Source organism: Candidatus Paracaedimonas acanthamoebae (genome assembly GCA_017307065.1).
In the GTDB taxonomy this organism is placed as follows: Bacteria; Pseudomonadota; Alphaproteobacteria; order Caedimonadales; family Caedimonadaceae; genus Paracaedimonas; species Paracaedimonas acanthamoebae_A.
On sequence record JAFKGL010000010.1, the window covers coordinates 54,342 to 71,391 of the forward strand.

Sequence of the window (17,050 nt, forward strand, 5' to 3'; positions counted from 1 at the left end):
AGAATGCCAAGTTATAAAGCTCCCTTACGTGATATGAAGTTCGCCATGTTAGAGCTTTTTGCAAGCTCTGAAGAGGCAATTTTTCCTGGATTTGAAAACTTGTCTGAACAAGATATTGAGATGATTCTTACTGAAGCTGCAAAGTTTTGTGAAAACGTCCTTTTTCCGCTCAATTTAAGTGGTGATACAGAAGGATGTCATTGGGAAAATCGAGAAGTGAAAACGCCGAAAGGTTTTAAAGAAGCTTATCATGAATTTGTTAGTAGTGGATGGGCATCTCTTGCTTGTGAACCTGAATTTGGAGGACAAGGCCTTCCAGAGACTATAGCGCTGACTGTAGAAGAGATGGTCTGTTCTTCTAATCTTTCTTTTGGACTATATCCGGGTCTGACGCGTGGAGCTTATCAACTTCTATTAAAACATGGAACAGATGAATTAAAACGCCATTATCTTCCCAAAATGGTTGAAGGCGTATGGAGCGGCACGATGTGCTTAACTGAGCCTCATTGCGGAACAGATTTAGGATTAGTGCGGACTAAGGCTCTCTCTCAATCCGATGGAAGCTATAAAATCACAGGAACAAAAATTTTCATTTCTTCTGGAGAACATGATCTCACAGAGAATATCATTCACTTTGTTTTGGCGCGCACACCTGAAGGACCTGTGGGGGTTCGAGGCGTTAGTTTATTCCTTGTTCCTAAATTTTTATCCAACTCAGATGGAGGTATTACGGAGCGTAATTTAGTCTATTGTGATTCTATTGAACATAAGATGGGTCTTAAAGGTTCTGCAACCTGTGTGCTGAATTTTGAAGAGGCAAAAGGTTGGCTTGTTGGCTCTCTTTATAAAGGGGTAGCTAATATGTTCACTATGATGAATAATGAGCGTTTAGCTGTCGGAAATCAGGGTCTTGGGATCGCAGAGATCGCGTATCAAAATGCGCTTTCTTATGCAAAAGAACGGCTACAAGGAAGATCGTTAACAGGGATAAAGCATCCTGAAAAAGCGGCGGACCCTATTATCGTTCATCCAGATGTTCGTAAAATGCTGTTGACAATGAAAGCCTATAACGAAGGAAATCGGATGCTTGGGACGTGGGTTGCTTCTCAGGTTGTACGTTCCCAAAAAGCTGAAAATGAGAATGATCGTGAAGAGGCTGAGGAATTTGTTCAGTTAATGACCCCTATTGTTAAAGCATTTATGACGGATTGCGGGACAGAAGTTGCAAGCCTAGGGGTGCAAGTCTATGGAGGGCACGGCTATATTCATGAATATGGGATGGAGCAATATCTACGGGATGCGCGTATTGCGCAGATTTATGAAGGCACGAATGGTGTTCAGGCCCTCGATCTTGTAGGCCGAAAAATTCCGATGGCAACAGGAAGATATTTACGTCGTTTCTTTCATCCAGTTTATAATTATATTCAAGAAAAACAGGGAGATGAAATGTTAGCTGAATTCATAGGACCTCTTCAAAAAGCGTTTGATCGTCTTCAACAAGCAACAATCTCTTTAGCTCAGCGAGGATTAAGTAATCCTGATGAGATTGGCGCTGCGGCTTCTGATTATTTGAGGATGTTTGCTTTGACTTCCCATGCGTATTTATGGACAAAAGCCTGTGAGATTGCTTATGCAAAAAAAGAGGGACATGAAAGAGATTTCTATGAGAGTAAAATAGCAACGGCGCGATTTTTTATGCAGAAAATTCTTCCGCAAACTTCTTCTTTATTTGCGTGTATTATGTCTGGTTCTAAGTCTTTGATGGAAATCAAAGAAGAAGATTTTGGACCTTTTTGAGGTTTTTGTTTTAGAGTAAAATAAATTTGAGGGGTATGTGTATGAATCTGATTATTCGTTTGCTGCGTATCTTTCTACAGTCATTTTTTCGGACACCCCTTGATTTTTTTGGGACATCTATTCTCTCTTTTCGGGTCATTCCAACGGATCTTGATCTTAACTTGCATATGACAAACTCGCGCTATTTTAGTCTTATGGATTTAGGTCGTTTAGACCTTATTTTACGTTCAAATGGACGTGGGCTTGTATTCAAAAAAAAGTGGCAAGCTGTTCTTGGGGCAAGTCATATTAGATTCCGTCGAGCTTTAAATTGTTTCCAGAAATTTGAATTACATAGTAGCATTATCGGATGGGATGAAAAGTGGTTTTACATTGAACAACGTCTTGTTTCTCATGGCCAATTGGCAGCGGTTGCTATTGTAAAAGCTCTTTTTATTAATAAAAAAGGATCTGTTCCGACGCAGAAAGTATTTTCTGAATTGAAAATTGTCCTTGAAAAAGAGCGCTTAACATCCGCCATAAGGCACTGGCGCACCCTAGAAGAATCTATTCGTGAAAAGAGATGATTCAATGACAACTTTACAAGGGAAAACAATTTTTATCACAGGTGGAAGTCGCGGAATCGGAAAAGAAATTGCCTTAAAGGCGGCTAAAGAAGGTGCACATATTGTGATTGCTGCAAAAACAGCCGAGCCCCATCCTAAATTAGAAGGAACAATCTATACTGTGGCGGCAGAGATTGAGGAGCTGGGGGGGAAAGTTCTTCCTTTGCAATGTGATATTCGAAATGAAGAGCAAATTCAAGCTGCTGTTGAACAAACAATCAGAACTTTTGGGGGGATTGATGTTCTTATTAATAATGCCAGTGCAATTTATTTAGCCTCAACGCTTGAAACTCCTTTAAAGAGATTTGACCTTATGTTTTCGATAAACGTGCGAGGAACTTTTGCAGTTACGCAAGCTTGTTTACCTTATCTTAAAAAAGCGATAAATCCTCATGTTCTGACTTTATCTCCCCCTTTAAATATGAATCCCAAATGGTTCGAGAAACATGGGGCTTACACGATGTCTAAATATGGGATGAGTATGTGTGTTCTTGGAATGTCGCAAGAATTCTCCGAAGAAGGTATAGCTTTTAATGGGTTATGGCCAAAAACTATTATTGCAACCGCCGCTGTTGAGATGTTAGGAGGAAAAACGTTGCTACAAGCAGCAAGAAAACCTGACATTGTGGCTGAAGCTGCTATTTTTATTATCAAACGAAAGAGCCGACACTGCACAGGGCACTTTTTTATAGATGAAGAAGTTTTAAGAGAAGAAGGAATAACTGATTTTTCCTCTTATATTCAAGGATCTGAATCAAATTTACTTCCTGATCTTTTCTTAGATTAAGAAACAAAAACAATACTTATACATCAATCGAATCGGCAAAAGCTGCATTCGCTTGAATAAAGTTAAAGCGCTTTTCAGGGCGACGTCCCATTAAAGCATCAACAAAGTCTTCTATCGCCAAAGTGCCATTCTCATCGAAATTTGCTTCAATTTCAGTTTGAGGAAGGTGAACTTGCAACAAGGTTCTTGTTTTTGGATCTAAAGTTGTTTCTTTAAGTTGCTGCCAGGCCATTTCGCCTAATCCTTTAAAGCGGCTAATCTCAATTTTTCCGCGGCCCGTAAATTCTTTTTTTAAGAGGTCGTCACGATGAGCATCATCTCGAGCATAGAGACTTTTGGTGCCTTGGATAATGCGAAAAAGCGGTGGTAATGCCAGATAAACATGACCTTTTTCAAGGATGGGACGCATTTCTTGAAAGAAAAAAGTTAACAGAAGGGACGCAATATGCGCTCCATCGACATCCGCATCCGTTAAGATAATTACGCGTCCGTATCGCAATTGAGAAGGATCACAATTCTTGCCTGTACCACACCCTAAAGCTTTTCCTAAATCTTGAATTTCCTGATTTGCTTTAAGTTTATCAGTTGAGGCACTTGCTACGTTAAGAATTTTTCCGCGTAAGGGTAGAACCGCTTGATTTTTTCGGTTTCTCCCTTGCTTTGCTGGGCCTCCCGCGGAATCTCCTTCGACGAGGAAAATTTCTGTCTCATGCGGATTTTCAGAAATACAGTCAGCAAGTTTTCCAGGAAGACGTAACCTTCGGGTTGGCGTTTGGCGAAGGGTCTCTTTTGCTTCTTTACGTCTCAACCGTTCATCAACCCGTTCAATAATATGATTGAGAAGAGCTTCTGCCACATCTCGTTGACCTGATAGCCAATGATCTAAGTGGTCTTTAATAACTGTTTCAATGCCACGTGTAATTTCATTGTTGACAAGTTTTTCTTTTGTTTGTCCTTGAAATTGAGGATTTCGAATGAACGCAGAGAGAAGAATGGCTGCCCCAGAGATGCAGTCTTCGGCTGTGATTTGAGAAACTTTACGGTTGCCAAGACGTTCGCCAAAACCTCGAATCCCTTTTATTAAAGCTTGGCGTAGACCTGTTTCATGAGTCCCTCCTAAGGGCGTGGGGACCGTATTACAATATGAATGAGAGAACCCTTCATTTTCAAGAGGCCAAGTTATTACCCATTCGACTCGACCTAAGTTATCTGGAAGTTCCGCTTCACCACTGAAAGGTTCAGGGCAGACAAGAGGGCTCTCTTTTAGGGTTTCGAGTAAGTAATCTTTGAGTCCTCCGGGGAAATGAAAAATGTCTTTAGGTGGAAGGTTATCTTCTGGCTTAAGCAAGGAGGCATCACATATCCAATGAATCTCAATTCCTTTAAAAAGATAGGCTTTTGAGCGGATCATCCGATAGACAAGAGGCGGTTTGAAATGAGCATGGGCCCCAAAGATTTCCGGATCTGGATGGAATCGAAGCGTTGTTCCTCGACGATTACTCATAGGCCCTTTATTTGTTAAAGGAGAGGTTACATGGCCGCGACTGTAATCTTGAGACCACAATTGTTTTTGGGAAACAATTTCCACTGTTAATTGATCGGAAAGGGCATTTACAACAGAAAGCCCGACACCATGGAGTCCACCAGAAGTTTCGTACGCATCTCCGCCGAATTTTCCACCTGAATGCAGAGTGGTCAGAATGACTTCTAAAGCCGATTGATTGGGAAATTTAGGATGCGGATCAATAGGAATGCCTCGACCATTGTCGCGAACAGTGACAAAGCCATCTGCAGACAATTCAACTTCAATTCTAGAAGCATGTCCTGCAACAGCCTCATCCATGGCGTTATCAACAACTTCAGCGATGAGATGGTGTAAGGCTCGCTCGTCAGTACCCCCAATATACATCCCTGGGCGGCGGCGAACAGGTTCTAAACCTTCTAAAACTTCTATATCTTTGGCACTATAGTCTGTTTTCGTTGTTTTGCGTGGCGCTTGAAAAAGATCAACCATGGCTTTCATACTTCATAAAAATTGTTTATAATTCATTATTATTTTTTGGAGTTAAATAATAATGCATTCCTTTCTCTCTTATTTAACCATTGCCGCGCTGATTGCAACTTTTATTGTTTTAATTGCCGGGCTCTCAACTTTATTTTTGCAAGATAAAAGTGCGTCTTCAAAAAGTAACAAGTTTATGCGCTGGAGAATCTTTTTGCAATTTGCGGCCTTATGCTTATTTGCCTTACTTCTTTTGTTTCAGAAAAAGAGCGGATAATGGTCAAATTAACTAAAATATATACAAAAACAGGTGATTTGGGAAGCACAGGCTTAGGAGATGGTTCTCGTCGACAAAAATATGATATCAGAATCGAAGCTATTGGGGCTGTTGATGAGGCAAATGCAGCAATAGGGATGGCTCGACTCCATACGCAAGGCAATGATGATCGTCTATTAGCTCATATTCAAAATGATCTCTTTGATTTAGGGGCTGATTTATGTTTACCACACGATCGACGATCAAAACCTACTTTAAGAATTACGGATAAACAAATCGAACGCCTTGAGGGTGAAATTGATCATATGAATGAAGTTTTAAAGCCTTTAAATTCATTTGTATTACCGGGAGGAAGCTCTGCAAGTGCTACATTGCATGTAGCTCGAACAATTGTTCGACGAGCTGAAAGAATAATCTATGCCTTAGGAGAGAAGGAAGATCTTAATCCAAAAATTGGGATATATCTTAATCGTCTGTCTGATCATTTATTCGTTTTAGCGCGTATTTTGAATGATCAAGGGAATGCTGATGTTTTGTGGCATCCTGGTGAAAATAGATAATCTTCACCTATAGTATAAAGAATCACGTTATATTCTTGTCGACAGCCAAATAGCCACTCTAGTGATCGTTTTAATACTATGGCGTAAGACCGTAAAACCGGGTGCATCCGCAGCACCGGCTTCTAAACTTTGATCTTTATGGGAAATTTCATCTTCTCGGAAACGTTTAATTGTGATCGAAAGCTCGGGTTCTAAGTTTTTCTTCTCAAGTTCTTCTACTTGTGTTGCATAATGCTGATCAATAACTTCTTCGACAGCGACGGTGCAAGCCATGGCGGCTTTTACGCCTAATTTTGCTGTTAAGGCTCCTAAAGCATAGCCCCCAAGATGCCATAAAGGTGTAAAAAAAGTTGGTTTTATCTTTCGCTCAGTCAGGAGTTGATTGAATGTCTCAAGATGTTCTTGTTCTTGGTCTTTCATGATTTGAATGAGAGAAGAAGAAGGATGATTTTTTAAAACATCAAGTTGGCCTTGATAAATACGCAAAGCCCCATATTCACCGGCTTGATTCACGCGAATCATCTGTTTAATACGTTCTTGTGAAGTTTGCATGCCAGGGAGGAGACGTTTCATTGAGATTCTTTCTTCTTTTTGTGTCTTCTCAAAAAGTGAAAGGTGAATATTCCTAAACCAAGACAATATAAGGCGTTATATCCAGCCATGGAAATTCCAAAGAGAGACCATTGAACCTGATCGCAACGAACAGTTTCAGTATTTAAGAGCTGTTCTCTCATTTCTTCAATAGAATTGCCGGAGAGTTTTTTATGTTGGCATTGAGAGGGGGGATCTACCCATTGGTGTTCGACGGCAACGTGATAAAAAGCAATATTCGCATTGAGTATATATAAAAGAGCGAGCAGGAAACATACTTTTCGAGAGGAATTTTTCAAAAAAGGCAAAAATATTGAAAGACATCCGATAATAAGAATAGCCAGAAAAATATATTGCTGAAAGAGGCATAATGAGCAGGGGCGTAATTTAAAAAAATACTCAGCGACAAATCCACTTGATAAGGCAAGAAAGGCAGTAAGAGTTAAAAAAAGAGGGAGCCAAGAAAGACAATTTATTTTTCGCATGAGATACTTATTGATTTATAAAGATGTTATTCTATTTACCATAAATACTTAATCGCTAAAAATCCAAGAATTAAAATGCTAAAGCCCCCAATTGTTACTAGCAGAAGATTTTTTTCAATATAGTTCTTGATGTGGGGGCCAAAATGCCACAATAGAAGGGCAAGTGAAAAAAAACGAAATCCTCGTGCCACAATCGAGGCTAAAATAAAGGTGCCTAAATTAAGTTCAGCAACTCCACTTGTAATCGTCACTATTTTATAAGGAATTGGGGTTAGGCCTTTTAGAGCAACGATCCAAAAGCCCCACTTTTGAAAACTATGTTGTAATTGAACGAAGCTTTCTTGAAGGCCATAAGCATCAACAATCCAAGCCCCAAATGTCTCGAACAAACCATATCCTATGTAATAACCGAGAATGCCACCAATTACAGAGCTTAAGGTGCAGATAGTGGCTAACGACCATGCTTTTTCACGATTTCCCAAAATCATGGCCATGTAAAGAGGATCAGGTGGAATGGGGAAAAAAGAACTCTCAGCAAAAGATACGATCGCTAATACCCATAAAGCATGGCGATGACCAGCAAAACTCATGATCCAGTAATAGAGTTTATGAAGCATTAGCAACCTGAAAAAGTAGTTTAAAGTCTTGCTTAGCATCGTTAAGGAAGGGGTGCAATAAGATTTGAAAAAGAGCATGTAAAAATTACATTAACAAAAAAATCGCTTAAACTAGGTATTGACCTATCGTGAGACTTGGTTATGATGCGAGCCATGCCCCTGTGGTGGAATTGGTAGACGCGGCAGACTCAAAATCTGCTTTCCGCAAGGAAGTGGGAGTTCGAGTCTCCCCGGGGGCACCATCTATTTAACTTATTTTTTCTTTAAGGCCTCATAATGGCAAGGAAATTCACAGAATCTCAACTTGTTATCGCAAGTCATAATCAAGGAAAGATTGAGGAGATTACTCAGTTATTCTCTCCTTTTAATATAAAATTGTCCTCTTCTGCAGCCTTAGGGTTGGTTGAACCGGAAGAAACCGGCGGAACTTATCTCAAAAATGCTCTTTTAAAAGCTAGAGCATGTGTGACTGAAACGGGTTTACCTGCCTTGAGTGATGATTCTGGTTTGGAAGTAGAAGCTTTAGATGGCAATCCTGGGGTTGATACGGCACCTTATGCAAAAGCATTGGGAGGCTATGATAAGGTGTTTGACCTATGGGCCAACCATCCTGAAATACAAAAAAATGTGAAAGCTTCTTTTTATTGTGTCCAAGTACTTTTGTGGCCAGATGGACATCAAGAAGTGTTTGAAGGAAGAGTGAGAGGAAGATTAACTTTTCCGCCGCGAGGGATTCATGGACATGGTTATGATCCGATTTTTATTCCTGAAGGATGTAACCAAACAGTTGCTGAAATGCCGTTAATAGAGAAAAATAAAGTGAGTCATCGTTTTCTTGCGCTTCAGCAGCTGATAGAGTCTTGTTTTAAATGACACAAGCTCTTGCGCTTTATATTCACTGGCCTTTCTGTCTTTCAAAATGTCCTTATTGTGATTTTAATAGTCATGTCCGCGAAAAAATCAATGAATCCTTGTGGCAAGAAACTCTCTTAAAAGAGCTTAATTATTTTGGAAATTTAACCAAAGGCCGGTTGCTTAAGAGTGTTTTTTTTGGTGGGGGAACCCCTTCTTTGATGGCTCCTAAAACGGTCGCAAGTTTGTTGGAGAAGCTCTCTGATTATTGGCAGTTGCAAGACGACCTTGAAATCACGCTTGAAGCAAATCCAACTTCAATTGAAGCCAATAAGTTTCGAGAGTTTAAAAATGCAGGGATTAATCGAGTTTCTGTCGGTATTCAGGCTCTTAGAGATCAGGATTTAAAATTCTTGGGTCGGACGCATGGTCGTGACGATGCTTTAAAGGCTTTGACGATTGCAAGAAATAACTTTGAGAGATTTTCTTTTGATTTGATCTATGCTCGTCCTCAACAAACTGTAAAACAATGGCAAGAAGAGTTGAAAGAGGCTTTGGCCTTAGCGCAAGGGCATTTGTCTCTTTATCAGCTGACAATTGAACAAGGAACGGCTTTTTATACAGCTCACCAACGTAAAGATTTTACAGTTCCGGACGATTATTTAGCGGCAGATCTCTATGAAGCAACACAAGAAATGATGGAAAAAGCGGGATTGCCAGCATATGAAATTTCGAATCATGCAAGTCCAGGGCAAGAATCACGTCATAATCTTGTTTATTGGCAAGGGCAAGATTATGTAGGTGTTGGCCCTGGGGCTCATGGACGTTTAACTTTTGATAATGAGAAGTTTTCTTTTAAAGAAACTCGTGCCCCTGAGGTATGGATAAAAGCTGTTGTCGAAAAGGGGCATGGTATCGATGAAAAAGTTAAGCTTTCGGTTGAAGATATTTTTACCGAACGTCTCATGATGGGACTTAGGTTGCGAGAAGGAATCCCTCGGAAAGATCTTGAGGATCTTTCAGGTGGAAGAGAATTCGAGACATTATTCCAAAATTCTGCCCTTGAAATTTTAAGGGCAGAAAACCTTATAAAATGGAATGAAGATAATTTCAAATTAACTGCAGAGGGTTTGCAAAAGTTAAATGGGGTTTTAACATTTTTGTTAAGAAATTTAGCCCCTATATTTTAAATCATTCGTTCGTTTCTCAAAGAACGACATTGTCCTTTTCCAACAATAATATGATCAAATACTTTAATGCCAAGTCGTTCTGATGCTTCTCGAATACGAAAGGTTGCTTCAATGTCTGCATTTGAAGGTGTTGGATCTCCACTTGGATGATTATGCACTAAAATCAGTCCGGAGGCGCCTAATTCAAGAGCTCTTTTAACAATCTCACGTGTATAGATAGTTGCTTGATCCACAGTTCCATTTTGCTGAACCTCATCGGCAATTAGATTGTTTTGGCGATCGAGGAAAAGTAATCTTAGTTGTTCATACTTAAGATCCCTCATCATTATTTCACAATAATTTACAATTTGCGGCCAAGATTTTAAAATAGGACGTTGCAAGATCTCAGCCTTAAGGCATCTTTCTACAGAGACGTGAACAGATTTAAGAGCTGCTACGACAGCATTCCCAACCCCTTTTACTTTCAAAAGATCCTGAATATCAGCGCTTAAGACTTGAGGAAACGTTTTAAAGGTTCCCAAAAGCTCTTTCGCGAGAGGTTTGACATCACCACGAGAATGAGCCGCGTATAGAATGAGCTCTAAAAGTTCATAATCAGCAAGAGCATCTCCTCCTGCTTTAAGGAATCGTTCTCGAAGGCGCGCGCGATGACCTTCGTAATGCTCTTTGAGTGCCAAGAAGTCCTCCTTTTTATTTTTTTCCTTGTTTTATCTTAACCAAAAAAGCGACAATCGAAAATATAAAGCTAAAAATGGCATTTAAAAATCAAAAGGTGGGGGCCTTGAATCAAAACACAGGAAAAATGATTCAGAGTTATTTAAATCCTAAAGGATTAAAAAAACTCATGGCTTTAAGCTTTATTTTTGGCCTGTTAATGATGAGCAATCTTCTTGTCTATACGATGGGAGGTACAAAATTTGCTTATGTTCATGGATTTTATATTCCTATTATCTTATCTGGGATTATTTTCTCAGCGCGTGGCGGAATTATTACAGCTTTCCTTGCTTCCTTATTAGCGGGTCCCAGTATGCCTTTTGACGTTGCATTGGAGATAGCTCAACCATCCCAATCTTGGCTATTAAGGAGTCTCTTTTTTTTCTTAGTCGGAGGGCTTTCTGGCATTGGGGCTAAAATAGTTAAGACTTATTTACAAGACCTTGAAAAGCGCTTGATCACAGATTCTGTTACGCAGTTATTGAATAGTCGCGGGTTAATAGAAGAATGGCAGCAAAATTTTATACATAAACAAGATATTAAATCTTCTTTAGTGATTATGCGCATTCATGAGCTTGCGTCCTTGGAAGCTATTCTAAAACCAGATGAAATGGATCAGTTATTTAAGAATATCTCACAATCTCTTAAAAACATTGTTAAAGATCTAGGAATTATTGCAACTTTAGAGACAGGGACTTTTGCTCTTTTACTTCAAGACACAAAAAAAACAAAAGAAACAATTGCAAAATGTCGACATAAACTCGGAAATGTTTTCACAATTAATGACATTCCGGTTTTTGTAAATATTTTTTATGGGATTGCAGAAATTCAAAATCCCAAAGAACCTTTTATTGACTTTCTGTATCGGGGACGTATTGCGGCTGAAAAAGCAATTCGAAATAATTCTGAAATAGCGTCTTTTGAAAATGAAGACGAAACACAACTTTTAAGGAATGCTAAAATTATTCACGATTTAAGTTCTGCGATTTCTTTAGGTGAATTGGAGCTTTTTTATCAACCACAAATTAATCTTGGAACTGGTCAAGTTGAAAGACTTGAGGCACTTGTTCGGTGGCACCATCCGGAATTAGGCATGATTTCTCCTGCAGAATTTATTCCTCTTGCTGAAGGAACTCTCTTAATTAATCCTTTCACTAAGTGGTTATTGGATCAAACGATTTCGCAGTTGGCTTTTTGGTTGAGAGAAAGTTTTGATGTATGTTTGTCGATCAATTTTTCAATGAAAAATTTTCAAGATTCAATGATGATTGATCATATTCATGAAACGCTTCGGAAATATAAAATTCCTGCACAAAACCTTGAAATTGAAATTACAGAAACGGCATTTACAGATAATCTTCAACACGTTGCAAAAGTTCTTCATACGTTGCGGGAAATAGGTGTTCGAATAGCAATTGATGATTTTGGGACAGGGCAATCTTCGCTTCATTATCTTTTAGAATTACCCTTTGATGTCTTAAAGATAGATCAAGTTTTTACGCGGAATATGCTTAAGAATTTGGGTGCTGAAGCCATTGTACGGAATGCGATTCTACTAGGTCATGAACTTAATCTTGAAGTCGTTGCAGAAGGGGTACAAAGCGAAGCTGAGTTTAGAAAATTAAAAGATTTGAAATGTGATTATGGACAAGGCTTTTATTTCGCCCGGCCCATGGCGGCTGATTCTATCATGCCTTGGTTATTAAAAAAATTGACGTAATCTAGGGAATTACTTGTATTTCTGCTATAAATTTTTAAAGAGTTGGGTATACTAAGCAACATAAAATATAAAGGAGCATAACAATTCGAGTCTTAGGTTTTTTCATGAGTTTGTTTATCTCATGTAGATTATTTGCTAAATCCCCTCTTCCATGGCAAATAAATTTACAAGAAGCTGCGACGCCTGTAGCTCAACAGATTCATAGTCTTCATAATACATTGTTAATCGTTATTGCATGTATTGCCTTGGCCGTTGTTTTTCTCTTACTTTATGTCGTATTGAAGTTTCGCGCTAAAAAAAATCCAATTCCTTCCAAAACAACTCATAACCCTATTTTGGAAGTTGTATGGACTTTGGTCCCTGCTGCTATTCTTTTAGGAATTGCTTTCCCTTCATTTAAGTTACTTTATTTTATGGATAGAACTCATGAACCTGAAATGACTCTCAAGGTTACAGGACATCAGTGGTATTGGAGTTATGAATACCCAGAAGCAAAAATCTCTTTTGATAGCTATATGATTCAAGATGCAGACTTAAAGCCTGGGCAACAAAGACTACTTGAAGTCGACCATGAAATTGTTGTTCCAATTGAAACAAATATTCGTATTCTGGTGACATCTGCAGATGTTCTTCATAGCTGGGCGATGCCGGCTTTAGGAATCAAGCAGGATACTATTCCTGGTCGACTAAGAGAAACTTGGATGCGTATTGTAAAAAGCGGGACTTATTATGGCCAATGTTCTGAACTTTGCGGTGTTAATCACGCCTTTATGCCAATTAAGATTAGGGCGGTTTCTAAGCAAGAATATGAACAGTGGCTGCGCGAAGCAAAACAAAAATTTACAGCCTAAATACAAAGAGTAAGGTGATACATTATGCATGAATTAGAGCATAGGCCTAAAGGATGGAAACGATGGGTTTTTTCCACCAATCATAAAGATATAGGAACACTTTACATTATATTTTCTATTGCAGCTGGTTTTTTAGGCGCATTTTTATCCATTCTGATGCGTCTTCAGCTTGCCCATCCGGCTGGGACTGTTTTTATGGGAAATTATCAACTTTATAACGTTGTTATTACCGCTCACGGGTTACTTATGATCTTTTTTATGGTAATGCCAGCTTTGATAGGTGGATTTGGCAACTGGTTTGTTCCCTTGTTGATCGGAGCGCCGGATATGGCTTTCCCCCGCTTAAATAATATAAGCTTTTGGTTATTAGTCCCGTCCTTAATACTGTTAATTATGGCAGTTTTTGTTGGCTCTGGAGCTGGAACAGGATGGACAATGTATCCGCCTCTGAGTTCATTGTTAGGGCACTCGGATGCTTCTGTAGATTTTATGCTTTTTGCTCTTCATCTCGCAGGGGCTTCATCACTGCTGGGGGCCATCAATTTTATTACCACTATTTTTAATATGCGAGCGCCGGGGATGACGCTTCATAAAATGCCTTTATTCGTATGGTCTATGCTTGTGACGTCATTCTTATTGTTGTTGTCTGTCCCTGTTTTGGCAGGCGGGATTACAATGTTAATTACAGATCGAAATTTTGGAACGACGTTTTTTGACCCTGCAGGGGGAGGAGATCCAGTTCTATTCCAACATCTCTTTTGGTTTTTCGGGCATCCTGAAGTTTATATCATGATTTTGCCTGCTTTCGGCATCATTAGTCAGGTTCTTTCAACATTTTCTAAAAAACCCATATTTGGTTATTTAGGCATGGTTTACGCAATGGTATCAATAGGTTTAATTGGTTTCGTGGTTTGGGCTCACCATATGTTCACGGTGGGGCTTGATGTCAATACGCGGGCTTATTTTACAGCTGCAACGATGATTATTGCTGTCCCAACGGGAATTAAAGTGTTTAGTTGGATAGCAACGATGTGGGGGGGCTCGATTACTTTTCGGGTTCCTATGCTGTTTGCGGTTGGGTTTATTTTTGTTTTTACATTAGGAGGATTAACAGGTGTTATCCTCTCAAATGCTGGTCTTGATGTTGTGCTTCATGATACATACTATGTGGTTGCTCATTTTCATTATGTTTTATCGATGGGAGCCCTATTTGGAATATTTTGTGGATTCTATTATTGGTTTGGCAAGATGTTTGGGAAAGAATTTCCTGAAACCTTAGGAAAAATCCATTTCTGGCTTACTTTCGTAGGTGTTAATTTGTTATTTTTCCCCATGCACTTTTTAGGTTTAGCTGGGATGCCAAGGCGTATTCCGGATTATCCAACAGCTTATGCTGGCTGGAATAAAATTGCGTCCTATGGGGCTTATATAACAGCCTTTGCCACAGTCTTTTTTATAGGGAGCATTTTCTATGCTTTGTGGCGGGGAAGAAAAGCTGAAGCAAATCCGTGGGGAGAAGGAGCGACAACTTTAGAGTGGACGGTTAGCTCACCACCGCCATTTCATACATTTGAAACACTCCCAACGGTTAAGTAGGCAATGGTTTCTATCCCGACAACGACTCCTTATTTCTCAAGCCACTCTGCAGAAGCTACAGTTAAGGACTTTATCACCTTACTTAAGCCAGGTGTGATGACTCTTGTTGTTTTTAGTGGTTGGGTTGGAATTTATCTTGCTCCAGGGGATTTACACCCTTTTTTAGAGGGGCTTGTTTTACTCGCAATTGCTTTAGGATCTGGCGCTTCTGGAGCTCTTAACATGTGGTATGATCGGGATATTGATGCGCTTATGAAAAGAACGCAAAGTCGCCCTATTCCAGCAGGACGCATAGCACCTCAAGATGCTTTAGCCTTTGGAATGATATTAGCCATTTTTTCAATTATATTGATGGGGCTTTCGACCAATTATTTTGCTGCCACTTTATTGGCTTTTTCGATCTTTTTTTATGCGGTTATTTATACGATGATTCTCAAAAGAACAACGGCGTATAATATTGTTATTGGCGGTGCTGCAGGAGCCTTTCCACCTCTCATTGGATGGGTTGCAGCAACAAACGCGATAAGCCCAGAAGCTGTTCTATTATTCTTTATTATTTTCTTGTGGACTCCTCCTCATTTTTGGGCCTTAGCGCTTACAAAAGTTGAAGATTATAAACAAGCGAATATTCCAATGTTGCCTAATGTAGTTGGGGAACAGGCAACAAAAAAACAAATCTTAATTTATTCATTTCTATTAATTAGTTTTTCTTACTTTTTTTTCTGGTTTCCTCCCTATGGTTGGATTTATGGATCTCTCATAACAATCTTGAATCTAGGATGGTTATTTTTTACGTTTAAGCTCTATTTTAAGGGGAAAAATACGAATGCAATGCGGCTTTTTATTTTTTCTATAGTTTATCTTTTTTTACTTTTAAGTGCTTTAGTATTAGATCATGGGATAGGGCGATGAATCAGTATAAAATGACTAATCAACAGAAAAAACAACGTACTAAGAACAGAGCTTTATTGATAGTTTTAATCTCGATTGTGGGGTTGTTTTATGGATTAGCAATCGTGCGCATTAAATTTGGTCACTAGATGACATCTCAACGCAATAAGCGCACAGTTATTTTTCTGTTAATGCTTCTTTTTGTGATGACAGTACTCTCTTTTGCATCAGTTCCTCTTTATCGTATTTTTTGTCAAAAAACAGGATATGGAGGAACTCCTCGTGTGGCTCTTGCAGGAGCTGATCGCGTTATCGAACATTCTTTAACAATTCATTTTAATGCAGATATGAATACGTCACTTCCATGGAAATTTTTGCCTTTACAATCAAAAATAACGGTAAAAGCAGGGGCTTTGGGGTTGGCTTATTATAAGGTGCAAAATACGTCAGATGAACCCCTTATTGGGATTGCTGTCTATAATGTAACGCCTGATAAAGCTGCTCCTTATTTTAATAAAATAGAATGTTTTTGTTTTGAAGAACAAAGGCTTGAACCTCATCAGACCCTCGAGCTTCCTGTTCAATTTTATATTGATCCTAAAATCGCTGAAGATCCTCATTGTAAAGATCTCACTTCTATCACCCTTTCTTATACTTTTTTTGCGGCAAAAGACCCTAAATTACCTGAAATTTTAGGATTGCCCCGCCTTAATAAAAAACCGTAAAGGGATAATTTTCATCTCTCCTTCGTAACAATAGTTCAAACTTCCCTAGGTTGCTGTTGAGACAGCTTCTCGGCAGTGTGCAAGTACTATGATAGTTGAGAGCATGACGAATCTCTTAAATTTTTTCATTCTTGTACCAAATTTGCTTGAATTTTGTATCGTTTTGTGATAGTCTGGTAGTAGATGGTTAGAAATGATTCCTTCTTATGAAAAGAAGACCTCTCTTCATAAACCCTTTACTCAGTTTCTGAACCCATCCAATAAGAAGAATAATAAAGGGATGAAAACCTAAATTATTAAAGAAAGTAAGCCTTTTAACGCTCTTTTTGAGCGAATGCCTTCTCTTTGCCTCGTGAAAAGACAAGGAAAGGTCAGGAAGGATGATATTCAGGAGGTTATTCTCGGGCTTGTCCCGGGGATCTCGGGCAACCTGGTGATGTAACTAGGTGGCAAAAGGATCTCAGCATACGTGAAAGGTATGGTGAGGAGAAAAGCCAAAAAGCAAGAGGAAGGGCTTTCTTTTCAAGAAATATCTCTGATCTTTGTATCAAAGATTCTTGAGAGGAAAGAAAGCCGAGAAATCTCAAAATTGAGACGAGGCCTTTTCTTTTTTTATTAACTCTACTTTGGCTGTCCTTGCGAATGTGAGGGGCATAGTAAGGGAGATAAACCCCAAAAGCATGCAAGAGGGGATTAAAAGGAAAGACAGACTTATTTTTGGATTTTTCGACAGAAGGTCTTTTCTCTCTATGAAAGGGCATTTCACCCTTTCCTGAGTGCACTCAGGAAA

At 39.1% G+C, this 17,050-nt stretch carries 17 protein-coding genes and 1 tRNA gene; 13 read left to right on the top strand and 5 right to left on the bottom strand.

The features are described from left to right. The first annotated feature begins 3 nt into the window (after positions 1 to 3). The 3 genes from J0H12_00355 to J0H12_00365 are packed head-to-tail and all read left to right on the top strand — an operon-like array spanning position 4 to position 3,189. Positions 4 to 1,797, top strand: a complete 1,794-nt coding sequence (locus J0H12_00355) for an acyl-CoA dehydrogenase C-terminal domain-containing protein (protein ID MBN9412364.1) — start codon at positions 4 to 6, stop codon at positions 1,795 to 1,797. A gap of 41 nt (positions 1,798 to 1,838) precedes the next feature. Then, positions 1,839 to 2,363 (top strand): thioesterase family protein, encoded by a 525-nt coding sequence (locus J0H12_00360; GenBank protein MBN9412365.1) that lies wholly within the window; start codon positions 1,839 to 1,841, stop codon positions 2,361 to 2,363. Positions 2,364 to 2,367: 4 nt separating this feature from the next. Continuing rightward, positions 2,368 to 3,189 carry an NAD(P)-dependent oxidoreductase gene (locus J0H12_00365; GenBank protein MBN9412366.1) on the top strand — a complete coding sequence of 274 codons (822 nt, stop codon included), beginning with the start codon at positions 2,368 to 2,370 and terminating at the stop codon, positions 3,187 to 3,189. A gap of 16 nt (positions 3,190 to 3,205) precedes the next feature. On the opposite strand, the gene parE is transcribed toward J0H12_00365, so the two are convergent. Then, positions 3,206 to 5,203 (bottom strand): DNA topoisomerase IV subunit B, encoded by a 1,998-nt coding sequence (gene parE, locus J0H12_00370; protein ID MBN9412367.1) that lies wholly within the window; start codon positions 5,201 to 5,203, stop codon positions 3,206 to 3,208. A 61-nt stretch (positions 5,204 to 5,264) separates the two neighbouring features. On the opposite strand from parE, the gene J0H12_00375 reads away from it, so the two are divergent. Together J0H12_00375 and J0H12_00380 are read left to right on the top strand one after the other, a co-directional pair. Continuing rightward, a complete protein-coding gene (locus tag J0H12_00375) occupies positions 5,265 to 5,468 on the top strand; it encodes a twin transmembrane helix small protein (GenBank protein ID MBN9412368.1) in 204 nt (67 codons plus the stop codon). After that, positions 5,468 to 6,028 carry a cob(I)yrinic acid a,c-diamide adenosyltransferase gene (locus tag J0H12_00380; protein ID MBN9412369.1) on the top strand — a complete coding sequence of 187 codons (561 nt, stop codon included), beginning with the start codon at positions 5,468 to 5,470 and terminating at the stop codon, positions 6,026 to 6,028. Before J0H12_00375 ends, J0H12_00380 begins: the two co-directional genes overlap by 1 nt. Positions 6,029 to 6,055: 27 nt before the next feature. On the opposite strand, the gene J0H12_00385 is transcribed toward J0H12_00380, so the two are convergent. From J0H12_00385 to J0H12_00395, 3 genes are read right to left on the bottom strand one after another with little or no spacing between them, the layout of a single operon-like run. Next, positions 6,056 to 6,601 (bottom strand): demethoxyubiquinone hydroxylase family protein, encoded by a 546-nt coding sequence (locus J0H12_00385; protein ID MBN9412370.1) that lies wholly within the window; start codon positions 6,599 to 6,601, stop codon positions 6,056 to 6,058. Continuing rightward, positions 6,598 to 7,104: a disulfide bond formation protein B gene (locus J0H12_00390; protein MBN9412371.1), complete on the bottom strand. Its 507-nt coding sequence runs from the start codon at positions 7,102 to 7,104 to the stop codon at positions 6,598 to 6,600. Before J0H12_00390 ends, J0H12_00385 begins: the two co-directional genes overlap by 4 nt. A gap of 35 nt (positions 7,105 to 7,139) precedes the next feature. Beyond that, positions 7,140 to 7,694, bottom strand: coding sequence for a DedA family protein (locus J0H12_00395; GenBank protein MBN9412372.1), 555 nt, complete (start codon positions 7,692 to 7,694; stop codon positions 7,140 to 7,142). Positions 7,695 to 7,876: 182 nt separating this feature from the next. Between J0H12_00395 and J0H12_00400 the strand changes: the two genes are divergently transcribed. The 3 genes from J0H12_00400 to J0H12_00410 all read left to right on the top strand — a co-directional run bounded on the left by J0H12_00400 (position 7,877) and on the right by J0H12_00410 (position 9,763). Beyond that, a tRNA-Leu gene (locus J0H12_00400) sits at positions 7,877 to 7,963 on the top strand. A 34-nt stretch (positions 7,964 to 7,997) separates the two neighbouring features. After that, positions 7,998 to 8,594, top strand: coding sequence for an RdgB/HAM1 family non-canonical purine NTP pyrophosphatase (rdgB, locus tag J0H12_00405; GenBank protein MBN9412373.1), 597 nt, complete (start codon positions 7,998 to 8,000; stop codon positions 8,592 to 8,594). Continuing rightward, a complete protein-coding gene (locus J0H12_00410; GenBank protein ID MBN9412374.1) occupies positions 8,591 to 9,763 on the top strand; it encodes a coproporphyrinogen III oxidase in 1,173 nt (390 codons plus the stop codon). The genes rdgB and J0H12_00410 overlap by 4 nt, the downstream gene beginning before the upstream one ends. Here the strand turns inward: J0H12_00410 and radC are convergent. Then, positions 9,760 to 10,440: a DNA repair protein RadC gene (radC, locus tag J0H12_00415; GenBank protein ID MBN9412375.1), complete on the bottom strand. Its 681-nt coding sequence runs from the start codon at positions 10,438 to 10,440 to the stop codon at positions 9,760 to 9,762. The two genes, J0H12_00410 and radC, sit on opposite strands and share 4 nt — an antisense overlap. A 104-nt stretch (positions 10,441 to 10,544) precedes the next feature. On the opposite strand from radC, the gene J0H12_00420 reads away from it, so the two are divergent. From J0H12_00420 to J0H12_00440, 5 genes are all read left to right on the top strand, one after another. After that, positions 10,545 to 12,197: an EAL domain-containing protein gene (locus tag J0H12_00420; protein MBN9412376.1), complete on the top strand. Its 1,653-nt coding sequence runs from the start codon at positions 10,545 to 10,547 to the stop codon at positions 12,195 to 12,197. A 104-nt stretch (positions 12,198 to 12,301) separates the two neighbouring features. Further along, on the top strand, positions 12,302 to 13,048 hold the full coding sequence (gene coxB / locus J0H12_00425; GenBank protein ID MBN9412377.1) for a cytochrome c oxidase subunit II: 747 nt from the start codon (positions 12,302 to 12,304) through the stop codon (positions 13,046 to 13,048). 24 nt (positions 13,049 to 13,072) lie between these two features. After that, on the top strand, positions 13,073 to 14,644 hold the full coding sequence (ctaD, locus tag J0H12_00430) for a cytochrome c oxidase subunit I (GenBank protein MBN9412378.1): 1,572 nt from the start codon (positions 13,073 to 13,075) through the stop codon (positions 14,642 to 14,644). 3 nt (positions 14,645 to 14,647) lie between these two features. Next, entirely contained in the window at positions 14,648 to 15,556 is a 909-nt protein-coding gene (locus J0H12_00435; GenBank protein MBN9412379.1) for a heme o synthase, read from the top strand. A gap of 128 nt (positions 15,557 to 15,684) precedes the next feature. Continuing rightward, on the top strand, positions 15,685 to 16,260 hold the full coding sequence (locus tag J0H12_00440; protein ID MBN9412380.1) for a cytochrome c oxidase assembly protein: 576 nt from the start codon (positions 15,685 to 15,687) through the stop codon (positions 16,258 to 16,260). The last annotated feature ends 790 nt before the right edge of the window (positions 16,261 to 17,050 follow it).

Bases quoted from the DNA above. Each gene is read 5' to 3' on its own strand.
- J0H12_00355 (MBN9412364.1), top strand. From the start codon at position 4: ATGCCAAGTTATAAAGCTCCCTTACGTGATATGAAGTTCGCCATGTTA.
- J0H12_00360 (MBN9412365.1), top strand. From the start codon at position 1,839: ATGAATCTGATTATTCGTTTGCTGCGTATCTTTCTACAGTCATTTTTT.
- J0H12_00365 (MBN9412366.1), top strand. From the start codon at position 2,368: ATGACAACTTTACAAGGGAAAACAATTTTTATCACAGGTGGAAGTCGC.
- parE (MBN9412367.1), bottom strand. From the start codon at position 5,203: ATGGTTGATCTTTTTCAAGCGCCACGCAAAACAACGAAAACAGACTAT.
- J0H12_00375 (MBN9412368.1), top strand. From the start codon at position 5,265: ATGCATTCCTTTCTCTCTTATTTAACCATTGCCGCGCTGATTGCAACT.
- J0H12_00380 (MBN9412369.1), top strand. From the start codon at position 5,468: ATGGTCAAATTAACTAAAATATATACAAAAACAGGTGATTTGGGAAGC.
- J0H12_00385 (MBN9412370.1), bottom strand. From the start codon at position 6,601: ATGAAACGTCTCCTCCCTGGCATGCAAACTTCACAAGAACGTATTAAA.
- J0H12_00390 (MBN9412371.1), bottom strand. From the start codon at position 7,104: ATGCGAAAAATAAATTGTCTTTCTTGGCTCCCTCTTTTTTTAACTCTT.
- J0H12_00395 (MBN9412372.1), bottom strand. From the start codon at position 7,694: ATGAGTTTTGCTGGTCATCGCCATGCTTTATGGGTATTAGCGATCGTA.
- rdgB (MBN9412373.1), top strand. From the start codon at position 7,998: ATGGCAAGGAAATTCACAGAATCTCAACTTGTTATCGCAAGTCATAAT.
- J0H12_00410 (MBN9412374.1), top strand. From the start codon at position 8,591: ATGACACAAGCTCTTGCGCTTTATATTCACTGGCCTTTCTGTCTTTCA.
- coxB (MBN9412377.1), top strand. From the start codon at position 12,302: ATGAGTTTGTTTATCTCATGTAGATTATTTGCTAAATCCCCTCTTCCA.
- ctaD (MBN9412378.1), top strand. From the start codon at position 13,073: ATGCATGAATTAGAGCATAGGCCTAAAGGATGGAAACGATGGGTTTTT.
- J0H12_00435 (MBN9412379.1), top strand. From the start codon at position 14,648: ATGGTTTCTATCCCGACAACGACTCCTTATTTCTCAAGCCACTCTGCA.
- J0H12_00440 (MBN9412380.1), top strand. From the start codon at position 15,685: ATGACATCTCAACGCAATAAGCGCACAGTTATTTTTCTGTTAATGCTT.